Source organism: Dactylosporangium sp. NPDC051484 (assembly GCF_040689395.1).
Taxonomy (GTDB): Bacteria; Actinomycetota; Actinomycetes; order Mycobacteriales; family Micromonosporaceae; genus Dactylosporangium.
In genome coordinates, this window is sequence record NZ_JBFAZX010000013.1 from 115540 (window position 1) to 133738 (window position 18199).

19 protein-coding genes are annotated in these 18199 nt (G+C 71.2%); 9 read left to right on the forward strand and 10 right to left on the reverse strand.

Annotation, left to right across the window (positions count from 1 at the left end; translation table 11 throughout):
• The first annotated feature begins 3 nt into the window (after window positions 1-3).
• Complete coding sequence (pheA, locus tag AB0367_RS22295) at window positions 4-948, forward strand: prephenate dehydratase (protein ID WP_366228280.1); 945 nt, start codon at window positions 4-6, stop codon at window positions 946-948.
• Between the two features lie 195 nt (window positions 949-1143).
• On the opposite strand, the gene AB0367_RS22300 is transcribed toward pheA, so the two are convergent.
• From AB0367_RS22300 to AB0367_RS22310, 3 genes are all read right to left on the reverse strand, one after another.
• The gene (locus AB0367_RS22300; protein ID WP_366228281.1) at window positions 1144-1851 is read right to left on the reverse strand and encodes an AIM24 family protein; all 708 of its coding nucleotides are present in this window, start codon (window positions 1849-1851) and stop codon (window positions 1144-1146) included.
• Between the two features lie 85 nt (window positions 1852-1936).
• A complete protein-coding gene (locus AB0367_RS22305; RefSeq protein WP_366228282.1) occupies window positions 1937-2290 on the reverse strand; it encodes a metallopeptidase family protein in 354 nt (117 codons plus the stop codon).
• A gap of 53 nt (window positions 2291-2343) precedes the next feature.
• On the reverse strand, window positions 2344-2769 hold the full coding sequence (locus AB0367_RS22310; protein WP_366228283.1) for an OsmC family protein: 426 nt from the start codon (window positions 2767-2769) through the stop codon (window positions 2344-2346).
• 127 nt (window positions 2770-2896) lie between these two features.
• On the opposite strand from AB0367_RS22310, the gene AB0367_RS22315 reads away from it, so the two are divergent.
• The 3 genes from AB0367_RS22315 (at window position 2897) to AB0367_RS22325 (ending at window position 5305) form a co-directional block, all read left to right on the forward strand.
• Window positions 2897-3601 (forward strand): hypothetical protein, encoded by a 705-nt coding sequence (locus tag AB0367_RS22315; RefSeq protein ID WP_366228284.1) that lies wholly within the window; start codon window positions 2897-2899, stop codon window positions 3599-3601.
• Window positions 3602-3689: 88 nt separating this feature from the next.
• On the forward strand, window positions 3690-4508 hold the full coding sequence (locus tag AB0367_RS22320) for an HAD family hydrolase (protein ID WP_366228285.1): 819 nt from the start codon (window positions 3690-3692) through the stop codon (window positions 4506-4508).
• Window positions 4505-5305 carry an HAD family hydrolase gene (locus tag AB0367_RS22325; RefSeq protein ID WP_366228286.1) on the forward strand — a complete coding sequence of 267 codons (801 nt, stop codon included), beginning with the start codon at window positions 4505-4507 and terminating at the stop codon, window positions 5303-5305. Before AB0367_RS22320 ends, AB0367_RS22325 begins: the two co-directional genes overlap by 4 nt.
• Window positions 5306-5499: 194 nt before the next feature.
• Here the strand turns inward: AB0367_RS22325 and AB0367_RS22330 are convergent, their stop codons facing one another.
• Window positions 5500-6036, reverse strand: a complete 537-nt coding sequence (locus AB0367_RS22330) for a bacterial proteasome activator family protein (RefSeq protein ID WP_366228287.1) — start codon at window positions 6034-6036, stop codon at window positions 5500-5502.
• Window positions 6037-6130: 94 nt separating this feature from the next.
• Between AB0367_RS22330 and AB0367_RS22335 the strand changes: the two genes are divergently transcribed.
• A complete protein-coding gene (locus AB0367_RS22335; protein ID WP_366228288.1) occupies window positions 6131-6949 on the forward strand; it encodes an alpha/beta hydrolase in 819 nt (272 codons plus the stop codon).
• Between the two features lie 136 nt (window positions 6950-7085).
• Window positions 7086-8294 (forward strand): ABC transporter substrate-binding protein, encoded by a 1209-nt coding sequence (locus tag AB0367_RS22340; RefSeq protein WP_366228289.1) that lies wholly within the window; start codon window positions 7086-7088, stop codon window positions 8292-8294.
• Window positions 8295-8310: 16 nt separating this feature from the next.
• Here AB0367_RS22340 and AB0367_RS22345 read toward each other — a convergent pair whose 3' ends face one another.
• Both AB0367_RS22345 and AB0367_RS22350 read right to left on the reverse strand, forming a co-directional pair.
• Window positions 8311-8703: a hypothetical protein gene (locus AB0367_RS22345; RefSeq protein WP_366228290.1), complete on the reverse strand. Its 393-nt coding sequence runs from the start codon at window positions 8701-8703 to the stop codon at window positions 8311-8313.
• Window positions 8704-8797: 94 nt separating this feature from the next.
• Complete coding sequence (locus AB0367_RS22350) at window positions 8798-9235, reverse strand: hotdog fold thioesterase (protein ID WP_366228291.1); 438 nt, start codon at window positions 9233-9235, stop codon at window positions 8798-8800.
• Window positions 9236-9320: 85 nt separating this feature from the next.
• On the opposite strand from AB0367_RS22350, the gene AB0367_RS22355 reads away from it, so the two are divergent.
• Together AB0367_RS22355 and AB0367_RS22360 are read left to right on the forward strand one after the other, a co-directional pair.
• Window positions 9321-10664: an ABC transporter substrate-binding protein gene (locus AB0367_RS22355; RefSeq protein ID WP_366228292.1), complete on the forward strand. Its 1344-nt coding sequence runs from the start codon at window positions 9321-9323 to the stop codon at window positions 10662-10664.
• Window positions 10665-10783: 119 nt separating this feature from the next.
• A complete protein-coding gene (locus AB0367_RS22360; RefSeq protein ID WP_366228293.1) occupies window positions 10784-11026 on the forward strand; it encodes a hypothetical protein in 243 nt (80 codons plus the stop codon).
• Window positions 11027-11096: 70 nt separating this feature from the next.
• On the opposite strand, the gene AB0367_RS22365 is transcribed toward AB0367_RS22360, so the two are convergent.
• From AB0367_RS22365 to AB0367_RS22380, 4 genes are all read right to left on the reverse strand, one after another.
• Window positions 11097-12374, reverse strand: coding sequence for a hypothetical protein (locus AB0367_RS22365; protein WP_366228294.1), 1278 nt, complete (start codon window positions 12372-12374; stop codon window positions 11097-11099).
• Between the two features lie 1478 nt (window positions 12375-13852).
• Window positions 13853-14296 carry a hypothetical protein gene (locus AB0367_RS22370; protein ID WP_366228295.1) on the reverse strand — a complete coding sequence of 148 codons (444 nt, stop codon included), beginning with the start codon at window positions 14294-14296 and terminating at the stop codon, window positions 13853-13855.
• 42 nt (window positions 14297-14338) lie between these two features.
• Entirely contained in the window at window positions 14339-15622 is a 1284-nt protein-coding gene (locus AB0367_RS22375; protein WP_366228296.1) for a deoxyribodipyrimidine photo-lyase, read from the reverse strand.
• Window positions 15619-16569 (reverse strand): phytoene/squalene synthase family protein, encoded by a 951-nt coding sequence (locus AB0367_RS22380; RefSeq protein ID WP_366228297.1) that lies wholly within the window; start codon window positions 16567-16569, stop codon window positions 15619-15621. The genes AB0367_RS22375 and AB0367_RS22380 overlap by 4 nt, the downstream gene beginning before the upstream one ends.
• A gap of 101 nt (window positions 16570-16670) precedes the next feature.
• Between AB0367_RS22380 and crtI the strand changes: the two genes are divergently transcribed.
• Entirely contained in the window at window positions 16671-18161 is a 1491-nt protein-coding gene (crtI, locus tag AB0367_RS22385; protein ID WP_366228298.1) for a phytoene desaturase family protein, read from the forward strand.
• The last annotated feature ends 38 nt before the right edge of the window (window positions 18162-18199 follow it).

The window sequence follows — 18199 nt, forward strand, 5'->3', positions numbered from 1 at the left end:
GGCATGCCTGGTGTGCCGCCGATGCGATTCGTGTACCTGGGTCCGGAAGGAACATTCTCCGAACAGGCACTCAAGACGATTCCGGACGCCGAGCACGGGGTGCTGATTCCAGCACGCAGCGTGCCGGAGGCTCTCGACGCGCTGCGCGGCGGAGATGCCGACGCCGCGCTGGTCCCGCTGGAGAACTCGATCGGCGGCCAGGTCGGCGTGACCCTCGACGAGCTGGCGACCGGCGAGCCGCTGGTGATCACCCGCGAGGTGGTCCTCCCGGTGCAGTTCGTGCTCGCCGCCCGGGAGGACCGGCCATTGGATTCGGTACGGTCCGTCGCCGCACACCCGCAGGCCGGAGCGCAGTGCCGCAAGTGGCTGCGCACGCATGTGCCGGGCGGGACTGTGACCGACGTGCTGTCGAACGCGACGGCCGCGGTCGGCGCCGCGGAGGGCGAGTTCGACGCGGCCGTGTGCGCGGAGATCAGCGCCGCACGCTACCGCCTCAGCGTCCTGGCGAAGGACATCGCCGACAACCCGGGCGCGATGACACGCTTCGCGCTGGTGTCGCGCCTGGGCCCGCCGCCGGCGCCGACCGGCGCCGACCTCACCACGCTCGCCGTCTACATCGCCCACGACCGGGTCGGGGCGCTGCTGTCGGTGCTCACCGAGCTGTCGGTCCGGGGCGTCAACCTGACCCGGATCGAGTCCCGCCCGACCGGCGAGCGCCTGGGCCGGTATGTCTTCTTCCTGGACTGCGGCGGTCACGTCGCCGACCGGCAGATGGGCGAGGCACTGCAGGGCCTGCGCCGGATCTGCGCGGACGTGCGGTTCCTGGGTTCGTACCCGCGCGCCACCAACGGCGACGCGTCGCCCCGCCCCGCCCCGGGCCTGTCCGACGTGGACTTCGCCGACGCCGCCTCCTGGCTGGAACGACTCCGCGCCGGCGAAACGAACTGACACCCCGTCCCTCACCGTCCCCCATCACCCCCCATCAGCGCCCGCGCGAAGCGCGCGCCAATGGGGGGGGTCGCAGGGGCGAAGCCCCCGATAGGGCGAGCGAAGCAATGCAGTGCCCGCGAAGCGGGCATGGGGGGTGTGGGGTGGGAACCCCCCACTGATGCTCGAGCGAAGCAAGAGCCAGGCTAGAAACAGTCAGCCGCCCAGCCCCAGGAGGCCGGAGCCGCTGCTCTGCTGTGCCGGCGAGGGCCTGCCCTCACTCGGCTGCACGATCACGAAGCCCTGACCGCTCAGCGCCAGCTGGAACAGTTCGCCCGAGCCGCCGCGCAGCATCGACTTGAGGCTCTGGTTCTTCTGGATGGTGGTCTGCAGGCTGCTCGACCAACCCACGACCGCGTCCGTGTCCACGCACACCGGGGCCTGCGGGCTCACCGGGATCACGATCGGCGAGCCCTCGGAGACGATGGCGAGCCGGCCCTGACCCGTGAAGACGCAGTTGAAGAGGCCGCCGCCGAACATGCCGGCGCCGCGGACCATCTGGATGTCGTACTGCAGCGAAGGATCGAAGCAGAGCACGTTGCGCCCGTTAATGGACAGCGCGTCGTTCGGCTCCATCTCCAGGATGAAGCAGTTGGCCGCGCCGGAGGCGAACCACACCTCGCCCTGGCCCCGGACGGTCATGAGCGACACACCCTCGCCGGTGACCGCGCGCTTGAGGAAGTTGCCGATGCCCTGGCTCTTCACCTCGAAGCCGAGGTTGCCGCGGAACGCGACCATGGCACCCTGGCGGGCTAGGACCTCGCCGTTGACGGTGTACTTGACGCACCTGGAGTGTTGCAGGCTCATGCCTGCCTGGGTCGGGGGCTGGGCCATATTCTCGGCCTTGAAGATGTCACCTCGCACGACCCGCAGCGTAGCGAACGGCAAAGGGCCCGCCACCAGCGCGTGGAGGGCCCGTTACCAAGCTGGCATCGCACCGCCCGGAAGATCAGCCCCAGCCAAGTTCGTGCAGGCGCTCATCGGAGATGCCGAAGTGGTGCGCGATCTCATGCACCACGGTGATCGCCACCTCCTCGACGACGTCATCCTCATTGTCACAGATGGTGAGGATTGGCTTACGGTAAATCGAGATCCGATCGGGCAGGACGCCCGAGTAGTCCCAGCCGCGCTCGGTCAGCGCGTGCCCCTCGTACAGGCCCAGAAGTTCCGGGTCCTCCGGCGGGGCGTCGTCCACGACCAGGATGACCACGTTGTCCATGAGGTCGAGCAGCTCCTCGGGCACCTCGTCGAGGGCCTCGCCCACCAGTTCCTCGAACCGCTCCTTGCTCATGCGTACCGGCATGCGAAAGAGGGTCCCCGAAAACGGGGACCCTCTCAACAACGATTGGCCGAACGTCAGACGAGCTGGGCGTCGAGCGTGATCTCGACGGCGGCAAGCGCCTTGGAGATCGGGCAGCCCGCCTTGGCGTCCTGCGCCTGCTTCTCGAACTCGGCGGCGTCGATGCTCGGAACGGCGCCGCGAGTGGTCAGGTCGATACGGGTGATGGCGAAGCCGCCGTCCACCGGGCCGAAGTGGACGGTCGCGGAGGTCTCGACCGAGGTCGGCGTGAAGCCGGCCTTGGCCAGGCCGTTGGAGAGCGCCATCGAGTAGCAGGCGGCGTGCGCAGCGGCCACCAGCTCCTCGGGGTTGGTGCCCTCGCCGCTCTCGAAGCGGGACGGGAACGAGTAGTTGCCCTGGAAAGTGCCCGAGCCGGTGGAGACCGTGCCGGAACCGGACTTGAGGTCGCCCTCCCAGCGGGCGGATGAAACGCGAGTTGGCATGAACCAGACGCTAGCCCATCGGCAGGCAGAGTGGCATCGCTGCCACTGCTCACCTTCGCCTGATCGCCGTCGGGCGGGCGCGCCGCACGGCACCCGGCTGACGCGTCCGGCCTTTACCATGCGGCCTATGTCTGAGCAGCCCGCGCACATGCCGGAACTTCTCGCCCCCGCCCCGTTGGAAGAGCCAAGGGCGAAAGCACCGGATTCGGTACCGCAGGAGCCGCGCCGCCCGAACGTGTTCGCGCTCGGGCTCGCGGCCGTCGGGCTCGGCCTGAGCCTCGCCACGCAGTACCTGCCATGGGGCGTCTACCACGTGCCGGGCTCGGCGAGCCGGGTGTTCCGGGAGGGGCCGGTGGTGGGCATGACCGAGCCCGTAGGTGACATCCAGACCCTGGAGCTGCCGCTGGCCTCGCTCAGCGTCGCGCACGTGGCGATCTACCTGGTCACGCTCAGCTTCGCGCTCGTGGGGCTCGCCGTCGTGCTGTCCGCGACCGGCCCGGTGCGCCGCGTCGCCGCGGGCGCCACCGCCGGCCTGCTCGCCGCCAACGTGATGGTGCTGGTCGGGCTGCAGAGCGCGCTGAACATCCTGTCCGACTCCGAGCGCCGGCTCATGTTGTACGCCATGAACAGCGGCCGCAGCGAGGTGACCACCGGCTCGGGGTACCTGCTGGCCTATGCCGCCGTGCTGGTGCTCGCCGCCGCTCTGGTCGTGGCGGTGCGGCTCCCGATGTCGGCGGGCTCGCCGTTGCGGGCGAGGCGCAAGGCCGACGAGCCCGACGGCGGCGAGCCGCTGGAGCTCACCGTGACTCCCGTACCGCCGGCGTTCCAGTAAACGTTCGGTCGAGTTTTACTCGCAGCCTGTCACCAGTATGGATCCGAGAGGTACGGTTGCTGCCCCGCATTCGCGGAAGGAGCAGCATATGCGCGGTTCAGGGCTACCGAAGTTGATCGCCACGGACCTCGACGGCACCCTCGTGCGCAGCGACGAGTCCGTGAGCGAGCGCACGCGTGAGGTGCTCGATCGGGTCAGGGCGGCCGGCATCCACGTGGTCGGCGCGACCGGCCGGGGCCCCCGCCTGACCGAGCTCGTCCGCCGGGACATCCCGGCCGCGGACTTCCTCGTCATGGGCGGCGGCAGCCGGGTCCTCGACGTGCGCGACCCGGAGCACCCGCTCGTCCTGCGCGACGAGCGGCTCGACGGTGGCGTGCTCGCCGACGTGCTGGCCCGGCTGGAGCGCGAGCTGGGCACCCTGTCGGTGCTCATCGAGGCCGGCGACCACCACGACGCCCCGCTGTGGGGCGACGCCGACCCGCACTGGCGCTACGACGCCGTCGAGGCCCGCGTGCGCGCCGAATGCCTGACCGGCCCGGTGATCAAGGGCTTCGCCCGGCACCCCGAGTGCGAGGTGGACGACCTGCTCGCCACCGCGCAGCGGCTGATCCCGCCGGACCTGGCCGCCGTCACCCAGGCCGGCCTCGGCTACATCGAGATCTGCCCGCCCGGCGTGGACAAGGCGACCGGCCTGATGGTCGTCGCGACGGCACTGGGCGTCGACCCCGGCGACGTGCTGGTCTTCGGCGACATGCCCAACGACATCCCGATGTTCCGCTGGGCCGGGTTCTCCCGCGTCGCCGTGGCCAACGCCCACCCCTGGCTGCGCGCCCTGGCCGACGAGACGACTCTCACCAACGACGAGGACGGCGTCGCCGCATACTTGGAAGCTATGTTGAAGCTGTGAAACTGGTCGCTACGGATCTGGACGGCACGCTGGTTCGCACCGATCGGACGGTCAGCCCCCGCACCGTCGCGGTGTTGCGCCGCCTGAGCCGTGCCGGCGTGGTGATCGTGCTGGTCACGGGCCGCCCGATCCGCTGGATCTCCCCCGTGTATGACCAGCTCGGCATCAGCGCTCTGACGATCTGCGTCAACGGCGCCGCGACGTATGACCCGGGCACCGACACCATCGTGCACAGCGCCCCGCTGGAGGCCGACGTCCTGGCCGAGGCGTGCGCCCGCCTGCGCGCCACGGTTCCGGGCGTGGTGTTCGCCGTGGAGCGCGACGGCGGCCGTCAGATGCGCCACGAGCCAGGCTTCCCGGTGGGCCCGTGGGAGGCCAACCACGGCTCGGTCGGTCCGGCGCCGCTGGACGAGCTGCTCAGCCGCCCGGCCGCCAAGCTGCTCGTCCGCGCCGGCGTCCAGCCGGCCGACGAGTTCACCGCGCGGGTGGGCGCGTGTTTGCACGGCCTGGCGGAGGCGACCAACTCCTCGCCGAACGGCATGGTCGAGGTCTCGGCCGCGGGCGTGACCAAGGCGTCGGCGCTGGCCCGGGTGGCCCGGACGCACTCCCTGGAGGCCGCGGACGTGATCGCCTTCGGCGACATGCCCAACGACCTGCCGATGCTGGCGTGGGCCGGCCGCGGCGTGGCGATGGCGAACGCCCACCCGGCCGTGCGCGCCGCCGCCCACGATGTCACGGAAACGACCAACGAGGACGACGGCGTCGCCGCCTATCTGGAACGCGTCTACGCCCACTGATGGTGCCGGGGCGCTCGCAACGCGTCGGTTGGGGCCTGTTTCATGACTGGGGTGGGAGCGAGGCGGAGTCCAGATTTCGTCTGGTGGTGGCCCGCGGAAGCCAGGCTACCGGTGTTGTAACCGGGCTTCCGCGGGACGCCGCCAGGCGGAATCTGGGCCCGCCGCAGCCCCGCCTCAGTCATGAAACAGGCCCTCTAGAGGTATTGACCCGTCCCTGAAGGGGAGTGGCCCGGCTGGCCGGGCACGCCACCCGGGCCGCCGGTCAGGGCCGGGCGGCCGCGCATCTGCTCGAGCTGCACCCGCGCCGCCATCTGCTGCGCGACCAGCGCCGCCTGGATGCCGTGGAACAGGCCCTCCAGCCAGCCGACCAGCTGAGCCTGCGCGATGCGCAGCTCGGCCTCGCTCGGGGTCGTGTCGTCGGCGAACGGCAGGGACAGCCGCTCCAGCTCCTCCCGCAGCTCGGTGGCGAGGCCGTCCTCCAGCTCGGTGATCGAGCGGCGGTGGATCTCCCTGAGCCGCTGCCGGCCGGCCTCGTCGAGCGGGGCGGCGCGGACCTCCTCGAGGAGCTGCTTGATCATGCTGCCGATCCGCATGACCTTGGCCGGCTGCTCGATCAGCTTGCTCGGGTCTTCCGCGTTGTCGTCCTCGCCCGTGGACATCGTGCCCAGCGGCCGCCCGTCCGGCCCGACGACCAGCACGGTGCGCGACTCGTCCTGCGCCTCTTCTGCCATGGTTCCTAGTCTGGCGTACCGCGCTCGAGCCCGGCCACCAAGGGTACCGGAGCGACCCCTGTTGCTACGCTTCGTAACGCGATAACGTCTCCCGGTGACGAGCGATCCGCGAGATGTGCTGAGCCGTCCGGCGCCGCCGCCGGACTTCACGCTGCGCTACGGCGAGCACCCGGATCACGTCGCCGACGTGCGACTGGCCGACGCGCCGAATGCGCCGCTCGTCCTGTTCGCGCACGGCGGGTTCTGGCGCCAGGAGTGGGACCGGGCGCACGTCGGCCCGCTCGCCGCCGACCTCGCGGCCCGCGGCTACACCGTCGCGACGATCGAGTTCCGCCGCACCGGGCAGTCCGGCGGCGGCTGGCCCGGCACGTTCTCCGACGTGGCCGCAGCGGCCGTGGCCGTGCCGGATCTGCTGGCGAAGGAGATCGCGCACCGCGGGCTCCTGCCGGTTTCGGTGGACCGGCCCATCCTGGCCGGTCATTCGGCGGGCGGGCATCTCGCGCTCTGGTATGCCACGGTCGCACCCGACGCCATCGGCGGGGTCGTCGCGCTCGCACCCGTCGCCGACCTGGCCCGGGCATACGGGCTCAACCTCGACGACGGCGCGGTGGCGGACCTGCTCGGCGGGGCGCCCGGTGCGGTGCCCGAGGCGTACGCCTCGGCCGACCCGATGGTCAACCTGCCGTCGGGCGTGCGCACCGTCGTGGTGCACGGCGCCGAGGACGACATCGTGCCCGTTGAGTTGTCGCGCGGCTACTGTCTGTCGGCCCGTCGGGCCGGTGACGACACCACGCTCGTCGAGCTGGCCGGCGTGGAGCATTTCGCCGTGATCGATCCGCAGTCGGCCGCCTGGCCCGCCGTGCTGGCTGCATTCGGCACGGTGACCAGGGGCGAGACCACCGGTGGCAATTGACTGCCTGCCGCGATGGCGGTAGAACGCAGCGCGGGCTGTAGGCTCGTGGCTCGCGAGAGCCAAGCAACGACGTCGAGCCGAGAACTGCGCTGTGTGTCGACTCCCGCGCTGTTCGGGGTCCCGGGGAGGAAAGCACGTGTCCCACCTCAACCGCCGCCAGGCGCTCCGGCTGTTCGCGGCCGCGGGTGCGGCGGGCCTGACCGCGCCGATCCTGTCCGCCTGCGGTAGCAGTTCCGACAACGACTCCGGCTCGAGCGCCGTGCCCAGCGGTCCGCCGATCAAGATCGGCATGATCGTGCCGCAGGCCGGCGTGTACAAGGACCTGGGCAGCGAGCTCGACAACGGCTTCGGCCTCTACCTGCGCCTGCACGACAACAAGCTCGGCGGACGCCAGGTCAACCTGGTCAAGGTCGACGAGGGTGAGAGCGCGGACAGCGGCAAGGCCGCGGCGGAGAAGCTCCTCAAGGAGGAGAAGGTCCTCGCGCTGACCGGCGTGGTCAACCCGCAGTCCATGCTCGCGATGAAGGACGCCGTCGAGGCCGCGCAGATCCCGCTCGTCGGCTCCAACGCCTCGCCGGCCTCGCTCCAGGGCGCCAAGTACATCTGGCGCACGTCGTTCGTCGCGACCGAGCCGGGCCAGGCGATCGCGCGCTGGGCCGCGGACAACGCGGGCGGCACCATCGCCGTCGTCGGGCAGGCCGGCCCGGGCGGCGAGGACGAGGAGGTCCGCTCGTTCGTCGAGTTCCTCAAGGGAGCCGGCGGCGACATCGCCGGGCAGCCGAAGACGACCCCGTTCGGCAGCAAGGACTTCAACGCGGTGCTCACCCAGGTCAAGCAGTCGGGCGCGACGGCGATGTATGCCAGCTACGGCGGCGCGGCGGCGGTCGAGTTCGTCAAGCAGTTCCACAACGCGCGGTTCCCCGGCGGCTTCAAGCTTCTCGCGCCGGGCAGCCTCACCGAGGGGTATGTGCTCAAGCAGCAGGGCGACGCCGCCAAGGACGTCTACACCGCGCTGAACTACTCCCCCGACCTCGACAACGCCGCCAACCGCCGCTTCATCGCCGACTACCAGAAGGCGTTCGGCACGATCCCCTCGACGTATGCGATGGCCTCCTACGACGCCGCCGCCGTGCTGGACAAGGCGATCACCGACGCGACGAAGAACCTGGACTCGTTCTCGCTGAACGCCGCCATCGGGCGCCTCGGCCAGATCGACAGCCCGCGCGGCGGGTGGCAGTTCACGCAGAACCGCACGCCGCTGCAGCGGTGGTATCTCCGGCAGGTTCGCCCCGACGGCGCGCTGCTGTCCAACGTGCTGACCGCCGAGCTGGCCACACAGGGCTGACCCGGCGGGCGGGGCCCTACGCCGCGCCGCGCCGCTTCAGCGTCGCGACCGTCGAGCCGGCCAGCGTCAGCAGGCACTCCGGCAGCTTGCCGTCGACCAGCGCCACGGTGAACAGCGCCGTGGCGCTCGGCTCGTCCTCGTTGACGTATGCACTCACGAACCGCGCCACCCAGCGCATGTCGTAGTTGGCATCGTCGATGTCCGGGAAGTCCAGCCGCCACGGCCCGCGCGCCGGATTGTCGCCCACCATCTCGCCGGCCAGGCGCCACGCGACGTCATACGCGGCGCTCATGCCGCGCCGGTCCACCACCGAGTCGAAGGTGTGGGTCACCGCGTCCTCGTCGCCCGCGAGCGCCCACTCCAGGACCTGAGCGGCGTCCTGATATGTCTCGTCTCCCGGGTCATCCACGCCGCAACCGTATGCCGCGCGGTCAAGGCCCCGCCCGTGACTTCCGGCATTTCTGCGGTACCGCGAAATCGCCCGGATCCGCGCCGTGACCTCCTCAGGAACGGCGCAGCGCGCAGGTGAGACGAGCGGTGCAGATGCGCTCGCCGTCCTCGTCCGTGATGACGATCTCGTACGAGGCGATCATCCCGCCCAGTCGCAGCGGCGTCGCCACGCCCGTCACCAGACCGGCGCGCGCCGACTTGTGATGCGTCGCGTTCACCTCGATGCCGACCGCGCTCCCGTTGAACAGCCGCGCCGAGTGCAGGGCCGCGCCGATCGAGCCGAGCGTCTCGGCGAGCACGACCGAGGCGCCGCCGTGGAGCAGCCCATACGGCTGGGTGTTGCCGGCCACGGGCATCGTCGCGACGACCCGCTCGGGCGACGCCTCCAGCAGCACGATGCCCATCCGCTCCGGCAGCGTGTCCTGCAACGACATGCCCCCTGGCAGCTCGTCGCCGACGGTGATTCCGGGCCCGGTTCCTGCGTCCGCCATGCCGGGAAGCGTACTCGCGCCCCCGCTCAGGTCCGGGAGGTGTCCGCGCTAAGGTGCGCACGGCACAAATGGGAGGAGAAGGCCCATGCGCGCATGGAGGGCCACCGCCATCATGGGGGCGATCACCGCGATTGGAGTGCTGTTAGCGGTATCCGGCTGCGGAGCCGACCCGGACAGTGACGGGGACGCCGCCAACACCCAGAACATCCGCCTCTACGGCACGGATGGCAACATGGCCAACTCGTTCGGTGAGGCGTTCAACGACTCCCCGACGGCGCTGGCCGGCATGAAGGGCACGACACCACTGACCCCGCTCAGCGGAGATTTCAAGCGGCGCGTGAAGGCCGTGGACCCATCGCTGACCGGCTTCAACTACGCCGGGGAGTCCTACGACGCGGTCGTGATCGCGGCCCTGGCCGCCGAGGCCGGCAAGTCGACCGACCCCGCCTCGATCGCCAAGCACATCATCGGCGTGACGACCGGCGACAACGTCTGCGACAGCGTCGCCGCGTGCCTCACCGCCGCCAAGTCGGGCAAGGACTTCAAGTACCGCGGCGTCTCGCTGCGCGGCAGCGGCTTCACGAGCGCCGGCGAGCCCTCCTCGGCGATGTACGGCGTGCTCAACTTCGGCACGGGCAACACCATCGACGACGCCAAGACCGAGTTCGTGCGCGCCGGCGACGCCAAGACCGAGGACAAGACGCCCCCGTCGGCCGCCAACCCCGGGAAGGCACAGAAGGCTCCGCTGAAGTACGGCCTGCTGCTGCCGAAGACCGGCGCGCTCGGCTTCCAGGGCCCGCCGATGTTCGCCGCCGCCAAGCTCGCGATCAAGGAGATCAACGAGGCGGGCGGCGTGCTCGGCCAGCCGGTGCAGGTCGAGGAGGGCGACGACGGCACCAACCCGAACGTGGCCAAGGCGACCGCCGCGCAGTTCATCTCCCACGGCGTCGCCGTGATCATCGGCGCGGGCGCATCCGGGGTGAGCAAGGCCGTCATCCCGCAGATCGCGCAGGCCGGTCGCGTGATGATCTCGCCGTCGGCGACCTCCGACGAGCTCACCAAGTTCAACGACAAGGGCTTCTTCTTCCGCACCTCGCCGCCGGACGTGCTGCAGGCCAAGGCTGTCGCCGACATCATCATGCGCGACGGGCACACCAAGGTCGCGATCATCGCCCGTGACGACAGCTACGGCAACGGCCTGGCCGAGGGCGTGCGCGCCGACCTGACCGCCGCGGGCATCAAGCCGGACAACATCCTGATCAAGACGTACGAGGCCAAGGACAAGTACGAGAAGGACGACGGCCCCCGCCTGTTCAGCGGGATCAGCATGGACGTCAGGGCCTTCGGGCCGACGGGCATCCTGGTCGTCGGCTTCGGCGAGTCCGCCCTGGCCATCAGGGCACTCGTCGTGGATGGCGCCAAGCCCTGATCCGCCCGACCCGCCCGCCGGCCTGACGTCGGGTTTCGGACCGTCCTGGGCTCGCGCGCCGGGGGCCCAGGGCCTACGGTGAACGCGATTGCCCCCGAGTGAGGTGAGAGGACCACCGGATGAGCGAGAACGAGACCGTCGAGACCCGCGGCGATGAGCGCGTGGAGCTTCTCGTCGGCGACACCAACAACGACGGCAAGCCCGACCTCTGGGCCGTCGACACCGACGGGGACGGCAAGGCTGACCTGTTCCAGTTCGACACCGACGGCGACGGCAAGGTCGACATCACGATGAGCGACCTCGACCAGGACGGCACCCCCGACGAGGTCGTCGACGGCGACGGCGGCCAGCCCCCGGCCTGATCCCCCCGACGCCGGAAACACCCTTCGAAGCAGCGTAGATGCCCCTGTCTGCGCTGCTTCGCCACGAAGCCTATGCGCGTTGCTTCGCCACGTAGTCGCGCCACTGCTGCTCGAGCTGGTCCCGCCCCACCCCGAGTACCTCCCGCGACACCGACTCGATCTCCGACATCCGCATGAAGCCCTCGTAGAACGCGATGAGCTTCGCCTGCCCGTACTTCTCGGCGATCATCCGGCACGCGAGCCACCCGCCGATGTAGTTGCGCGGCTCTTCGTAGAACTGTTTGTCGGCCGGGAACGTGTCGATGCTCAGATCGCCGAGCACGGCCCGGATGCCGCCCGCGTCGTACTTGCCGTCCTTGTACGCGACGTACTCGGCGAACCCCTCCACCACCCACCGCGGCGTGTACGGCCCGGTCACCGGACCCATCGCCGCGTGCGTCAACTCGTGGGTCAGGTCATGTTGGAGCTCGGCCTTGGGCGCGGTCAGCTCCGCGGGGTTGAACACCACGCGCGTGGTCGCATACGCGGGCCGCGCCGACCACTCCGCGACCGAGCCGTAGTACGGCACCGCGATCGCCGCGACCTGCGCCACCCGGTCCTGCGACTCGGCGAAGTACGTGTCGAAGATCTGCTTGTCGGTGACCGCCGTGAGCAGCACCTTGCCGTCCCACCCGCTCGGCCGCACCTCCGCCACCTGCCGCAGGCCGGTCTCGGCGAGCTTCAGCAGCGCCTTGCCGTCGTCCGCCGCATCGGCCGACAGCACCGCCACCACGCGGTCGTCCCGCACGACGCTGATCGGCCCGCCGGCGTCCCACGGCTGTCCCTCGGCCCCGGTGGGCATGGCCTTGCCCGCCCCGTCCCCGGCGATGACCCACCGCCCGCCGGCATACCCGAACACGGCCAGCCATGGCGTAGCCACGGGCACGCTGTCCACTCCTTCGATCCGGTGCCGCACCGTGACCGCGATGACCCGCACGGCTGCGTGGTACCTATCGAAGAGCTGTGAGGGCAGATATGCCGCCATCTTGGGTGCGGACTGGACCGTGCGCTCGAAGCTGAGCTCCGCGAACGGCAGCTTCGTGAGATTCTCGAACTCCTGCCGCTGCCGCTTCACGAACGCCGGGTCACTGTGGTCGACGTCGGCCAGCCACGCGTCGAGGCTCTTGCTCCTGACCGCCGCCGCGTGCCGGGCCAGCACGTCGTCGATGGCCTTGCCCCCGACCTCGGGCCGCACGTCGACCCACGTGGAGGCGGTGGGCGCACCGTCCCTGCCCCGCAGCACCCAGGCCGCCGCCCCCACCGCGCCGACCGCCAAGAGCATGCTCACCGCCAGCAGCGCGGTGAGCACAGGCCAGAGATAGCTCCGCCGAGGCTGCGCCACCCATCCCTGGGCTCCCCATGCCAGCGGCGCGGGCGGCCGACCCTGCGGAGGCCATGCCCCCGCCCCCGGTGGCGAATACCCGCCCGGCGACCAAGCCCCAGGAGGATGGCCACCGCCCGGGTAACCGGGAACGCCTTGCCCCGCAACGGCCTAAACCGGACCCAGGGCGGGCGCGGCCGACGAGACCGGGCCCTGGGTAGGCCCGGCGGGCGGGATCGCGGCCGTGGCCCGAGTAGGCGCGCCGAGCCGGGTCGTGGCCGGCGCGGTCCCCGGCCCGGCCAGCACCTCAGCTCCCGCTTCCAGCGCGGCCGCCGTGCCCGGCGTGGCTGCCCCCGCCTCTGGTGTGGCCGGCGCCGCCAGCGTGGCAGCCGTAGCCGCCGTAGCCCGCGTGGCTGCCGCGTCCAGCACGGCTGCCGTGCCGGGCGTGGCTGCCTCCGTATCAGGTGTGGCCGGCGCCGCCAGTTCCAGCCCCGCCGGAGGCAGGGGCACTACTGGGCCGGGTGGAGCCGGTTGAGAAGGCGGGTCCGGCTCGGCGTTCGGAGGCGGCTGGGGCGGATCGTCCGGCTTCCGCTGCTGCGGGACCTGCCCGGGGAACTGCTGGGCGGCGCCTGGAGCAGCGGTCGGTTCGGGGATGATCACACTGCCTGCCGACGTCGGGAAACGAAACCACATCCTCCGCCAGGGTGCGCGGCGTTGTCGACCCCGCCAGCCAGGCCCTTCGGCGCGTCCTCCCGGAGTCAGTTGATCTTCATTTGTCGGGTGCGGCTCGCTTCAGGATTCACCCGTTCGGGTGGGCAGGGTGACATTTGGGTGAGTAGGGGCCATATGTCATTGCATTGTGCATGTGCATGTCTGAGGATCTGTGTGTTCGCAGTTACCGAGCGTTGCGGCACCCGAACCCCCGATCGTGTGCAGACAGAGGGGTCCGCGCGGTCGGGTGAATGGGCGGGCGCCCACATGCGCCAATTGGCTTTGGTGGCTTGGGCGCCCGCCCCCATTTCCCGCAGCCTGCACGAGAGGCGATGAGTCGATGCACTATTCACAGTTTGCCGGTGACCGCGTCGCAGCGGCGCAGAACGTCATCTCGCTGCACCTTCCCTCGCTGGCCGGCGAGCGCTGCTCCGCCTGTGGTCACGCGTTTCCGTGCGCGTTTCGCCGGGCCGCCGACGGAACGCTGGACGCCTACGGCCGGCTGCCCCGCCGCGTCCCAGGCGCCACGCTCCACGCCGCCGGGGTCCGCCTCGGCGCCCGGGGCCGACCGGCAACCGTCGGCCGCCGGTCCTTCGGGGAGGGCGGGTTCGCCGAGACGATGTTCTCCGCGAACGGCGGCGCTCGGTGGCCCGCAAACCCGGCGAGCACGGCAGGCCGAAGCGCGGACCGGAGCGAAGACTCGTGGCAGAACCGGCCGGGAGCACAGCGGCGGCGCGGCTGGTTCGAGGTGGTCGTCAACCCGGCGGTAGGGGTGGCCCGAGTCCCGGCCGTGTCACCCGTGCCACCCGCGACATCTGCGGACGGCCCCGGACGGCGGCCCTGGTTTGTCCCGGGTCAGCGGTCGGGGTCCTGACGCCGGCGCCCTCCTCGAGCCGCGTCCCCACCGCACCGTCGAGAACCGCGACGGCACCCGAGCCGGTCTCCGGGGAAAGATCCTGCTCCGGGGCGGGGTCGCGGAATCCACTCAGCACGGCCGCGAGCAGGCCACCCACGTCGAGGGCATCGGCGGCCGGAATCTCGCCGACCAACTCGGTCACCACGCGACCGCGGTCCCAGCCGGTCAGGCGCAGCCCGACCATCCCAACCATCTCGTCCGTCGTCGCGTCGGTGACGCGGTGCGCGACCGCCTCGTAGCTGCGCCGGCCATCAAGCAGATCAAGGGTGAGCGTCCTGTTCATGTCTGCACCGTACGGGCGACCACCGACAGTTTTTCGGGATCGTCACCGAGCGTCGAGAGCCAGCGGCGGAGGGTATCGACGTCGCGCTGATGGCGGCAGCTTCCACGGCTCGTGCACCGCCTTGCCGGGGATGTCGGCGAGCTCCGGCACGTAACGCCGCACGTACTCGCCCTCCGGATCGAAGCGCTCGGCCTGCCGGAGCGGATTGAACCGGCGGTACGGCCTCGCGTCGTTGCCCGTTCCGGCGACCCACTGCCAGTTGCCGTAATTGTTGGCCACGTCGCCGTCGAGTAGCAGGTCGAAGAAGTGGTCGCCGCCGGCCCGCCAGTCCACGCCGAGGTGCTTGGTCAGGTACGAGGCGGTGATCAGCCGGGCCCGGTTGTGCATCCAGCCCTCGGCGAGCAGCTGTCGCATGCCGGCGTCGACGATCGGCACACCGGTGTGGCCGGACCGCCACGCCTCCAGCGCGTCCCGCTCGTCGCGCCACGAGTCGTCGGCGCCCGGCCGGTACGCGCGGCGGCGCAGCTGCGGGAACGCGAACAGCACCTGGTGGTAGAAGTCGCGCCAGCACAGCTGCCGCAGGAACGGCTCGGCGCCCGGGCGGCCGTCCACGCGCGCCGCCAGTTCGCGCGGCGACAGGCAACCGAAGTGCAGATACGGGCTCAACCGTGACGTGCGGTCCGCGGCCAGGTCGTCGTGCATCTGGGGGTACACCTGGAGATGCGAAAGCCAGGCCGAGAGCTGCTCGCGCGCTGCGGACTCCCCGGCCGCCCCGTCGCCGGAGCGGGACCGGAACCAGGACTTGGGCAGGTCGGCGGGCAGGGAGACGTGCCGCGGCGCCTCGCACAGGTCGCGCCATGACGCGGCCTGCCAGGCGCGGTGGTATGGCGTGAACACCTTGTAATGCGAGCCCCCGCCGCCCGGGCGCAGCGACCCGGGCGGCACGATGGTCACCCCGGGAAAGGCGCGGTAGGCGATGCGCTCCGCCGAGCACGCCGCGGCGAGCCGCCGATCGCGCGACCGCGCGTAGCCGCTCACGTCCGCGGTGACGGCGATCCCGGAGGCGCCGACCGCCTTCGCGACGCGTATCGCCTCGTGGACCGGGTCGCCGTGCAGCTCGACCAGGTCGCCGCCGCGCCGCTGGAGCGCGGACGCGAGGTCGGCGAGGCACCCGGCGAGGAAGCGCCGCCGAGCCTCGCCGGTGGGCAGCGAGGGGTCGTGGACGAACATCGGCACCACGTGCTCGGCGGCGCGCACCGAGGCCGACAGCGCCGGGTTGTCGTGCACCCGCAGATCGCGCGTGAAGAGCACGACCGCCACGTTCATGCGACGGTACCGCGCAGATCCAGCAACCCCGCCTCTGGGATGTCTCTGACGACCGGCGCCGGCAGCGGCGCGCCCGGGCGCGACAGGACGCACGACAGCGCGACGCCGAGCCGCCGCCACTTCGGCACCGTCGCGCGGCGCGCGAACACGTCGTGGTCCTGCGCCTCGACCTCGTCGAGGATCCCGCTGTAGAGGCGGTAGGCGGCGCGCATGCATGCCTGCGAGGCGGGCGCCAGCATCGGGATGCCCGGCGCGGCGAGGGCATAGTGTCGCCGGGCGCGGCTCACCTCGTACCGAATCAGGCTCTTGATGCTCTTGGAACTGATCCGATCCGCGAGCGCTCGCCGCAGGTCCTCGCGTGTGACGCCGAACTCGGCGAGGTCCCGCTGCGGCAGGTAGATCCGGCCGCGCTCGAGGTCCTCGGCGACGTCCCGGATGAAGTTGGTGAGCTGGAAGGCGAGGCCCAGCTGGCGGGCGGGCTCGCGGGCGGCGGCCCGGTCGGACGACTCGAGGATCGGCAGCATCATGGTGCCGATGACCGCCGCCGAGCCCTCCATGTATCCGAGCAGGTCGTCGTAGGACTCGTACTGCGTGACGGTCAGGTCCATCGCCATGCTGTCGAGGAACTTGCGGAAGTCGTCGAGGTCGATGTCGAAGACCTGGATCGTGTGCAGTACCGCCGGCAGCAGCGGGTCGTCGGTGTGCCCGCCGCGCAGCCCGCGCAGGAACTCGGCCGACCACGCGGCGAGCTCTTCGGCCCGCTCCCGCGGCGTGTGGCCGCCCATGCGGTCGACGATCTCGTCGGCGTAGCGGGTGAAGCCGTACAGCGCGTGCACGTGGCGGCGCTTCCAGGCCGGCAGCAGTCGCGTCGCGAGGTAGTAGGTGCGCCCGTGGTAGCGGTGCAGCGCACGGCACCGCTCGTATGCGGCGGCTAGTGGCGCATCCATCCGACCTCCCGGTTCACGTCGAATCGACGCAGCAATCGACGCAATCGGGAGCCTACGCTACCCTTGCGCCCTGAGCTAAGCGAAACGGGGAGAGGACGGCCATGCGAACCGTTACGGGACCGACGGATCGGGTCGTCGTCGTGGGCGCCGGCCTCGGCGGCCTGGCCGCGTCGATCCGGCTCGCCGCCGCCGGGCGCCGCGTCACCCTGCTCGAACGCCTCGACCAGCCGGGCGGCCGCGCCGGGCGGATCACCGTGGACGGGTATGAGTTCGACACCGGCCCGACCGTGCTCACCATGCCGTCGCTGCTGGCCGACCTGCTCGGCACCGTCGGCGAGGAACTGGCCACCTGGCTGCCGATGACCAAGCTGGACCCGGCGTACCGCGCGCACTTCCCGGACGGCTCGACGCTCGACGTCATCGCCGACACCGCCCGGATGGCCGGCGAGGTCGCGCGCGTCTGCGGGTCCCGCGAGGCCGACGGCTACCTCCGCTTCGTCGACCACGCCCGCGAGCTGTGGACGCTGGAGCGCGACGACTTCATCGACCGCAACCTCGACCGCCCGCGCGACCTGGTCACGGCCAACCTGTGGCGGCTGGTCCGGCGCGGCGGCTTCGGCCGGCTGCAGTCCAAAGTGGACTCATACTTCAAGGATCCGCGCACCCGCCGGATCTTCTCGTTCCAGGCGATGTATGCCGGGGTCGCCCCGCACCAGGCCCTCGCGCTCTACGCGGTCATCGCCTACCTCGACTCCGTCGCCGGCGTGTACTTCCCGCAGGGTGGCATCCACGCTGTCTCCCGGGCCCTGGCCGGCGTCGCCGAGAAGCACGGCGTCGAGATCGTCTACGGCGCCGACGTCACGCGCGTCGAGACGGCGAACGGCCGTGCCACCGGCGTGCTGACCGCGGACGGCCGCCGGTTCCCCGCCGACGTCGTCGTGCTCAACCCCGACCTGCCCGTCGCGTACCGGGACCTGCTGCCGCCGGAGCGCTGGCGCAGCCCGCTGCTCGGCCCGCTGCGGTACTCGCCGTCGTGCGTGGTGCTGCACGTGGGCTCGCGGCAGTCCTACGGCGCCATCGCGCACCACAACTTCCACTTCGGACGGTCGTGGCGCGCGACCTTCGACGAGGTCATCGACCAGGGCCGGCTGATGAGCGACCCGTCGCTGCTGGTGACCAACCCGACGCGCACCGACCCGTCGCTCGCGCCCGAGGGCCGGCAGGCCTACTACGTGCTCGCCCCGACGCCCAACCTGACCGCGAAGCTCGACTGGCGTGGCCCGCTGGCCGGCGCCTACCGCGACGAGCTCATCGCGACGCTGGAGCAGCGGGGGTACGTCGGATTCGGCGACGGCATCGAGGTGTCCCGGTTCGTCACCCCGGCCGACTGGGCCGATCAGGGCATGGCCGCCGGCACCCCGTTCGCCGCCGCGCACACCCTGCGCCAGACCGGCCCTTTCCGGCCGGGCAACCTCCACCCCACACTGTCCAACGTCGTCTTCGTAGGGTCGGGCACCCAGCCCGGCGTCGGCGTGCCCATGGTGCTCATCTCCGGTCGCCTCGCGGCGTCCCGCGTCACGGGGGAGTCCTGATCTTGTTCTCCGTCCTGCTCGACGCCTGGCGGTCGTCC